Origin of the sequence: Undibacterium sp. GrIS 1.8 (assembly GCF_040544445.1) — a bacterium.
Classification (GTDB): Bacteria; Pseudomonadota; Gammaproteobacteria; order Burkholderiales; family Burkholderiaceae_D; genus Undibacterium.
On the sequence record NZ_JBEONQ010000136.1, the window covers coordinates 1 to 1216 of the forward strand.

A 1216-nucleotide genomic window follows, 5' to 3' on the forward strand; every position below is an offset into this window, starting at 1 on the left:
GCTGTGGCATTTACAATCACATCACATTTTGGCTTGTACTGACAAAAATCCGATTCCTGACGCACACTACTTTGGTTCATTTCACCGAAGAACGCATCGACCTCACATAACGGCGCTTGTTCATCCGCGTATTCCAGCGTGCCGGACGCGAAACTCAAGGTCTGTCGCAGGCCAATGACATGAAAGACTTGCTCGTGTTGATCAAGTCCTTCAAAGGCCTGCGCCGGAAAGGGGGTGTGGTTACGAAATTCCATCGTGGCTTGACTTAATTAATATCGACATCTTTGCCACTGATTTGTACCGGCCCTGTGGCTTCAAAATTAAATTGGCTGCCATTGATGATGATAGTGCCATCGGATTTCATCACCAGACTGGCTTTGCCGACGGTGAGAGACAATTCTTCACCAGCAGTCATTGATATTTTTTGTCCTACTTTGGTCATTTGATTCATGCCCACCACCGTCGACATGATCAGGCCTACATTGAGGCTATACCCCATACCCACGTTGTCCATCCGACCCATGCCGACGTTTTGCATATAGGCCATGCCGATGGTTTCTGTTTTCATTCTTGCGACGTTGATCGACCAGTTTTTGCCGATACTGTCTTTTTCGTTTTTAGCGATCGTTTTTGTGCGGTTACCGCCAATACTGATGGTCTCGTTCTTGCCGACATCCTCAGTCCGGTGATCACCTATGCTGATGGTCTCGTTGTGATCCACCCTTTCTTTGCGGTTGTTGTGGACAGTGATGGTTTCATCGTTGTCGACGGTTTCAGTGCGGTCATGTTTGATGTGGCTGGTTTCGTCATGGTCAATGGTTTTACGTCGGTCGTGACCGACCCATTTGTCTTCATCGTGTTCGACTTCGGTGAGTTGGTCTTTTTCTGCATGGAGCCAGAGTTGTTCTGCGCCTTTTTTATCTTCAAAGCGAATGGCGTTGGCGGTGTCGTAGCTGCCGCCTGGGGTGGATCGGCTTAAGATGCCACTTTGGGTTTTGTTGGCAGGTAGGGTCCAGGCGGGCATGGTGGCGGCGTTGGGTACCATGCCGGTGATGATGGGTCGGTCTGGGTTGCCGTCTAAAAATTGAACGATGACTTCGGTACCGATCCTGGGAATGGAGGTCATGCCAAAGTTGCTGCCTGACCAGGCGCTGGCAACCCGGATCCAGGCGGAGCTTTTTTCATCATAGCGGCCAATGCGATCCCAGTGGAACTG

General features: G+C 50.3%; 2 protein-coding genes. Both read right to left on the bottom strand.

Features of this window, described 5'->3' with window-relative positions; translation table 11 throughout:
• Nucleotides 1–254, bottom strand: a 254-nt coding sequence (locus AAKU64_RS22535; RefSeq protein WP_354363107.1) for a DUF2169 domain-containing protein, incomplete at its 3' end; no start/stop codon positions are given.
• A gap of 11 nt (nucleotides 255–265) precedes the next feature.
• On the bottom strand, nucleotides 266–1216 hold a 951-nt coding region (locus AAKU64_RS22540; protein ID WP_354363109.1), incomplete at its 5' end, for a type VI secretion system Vgr family protein.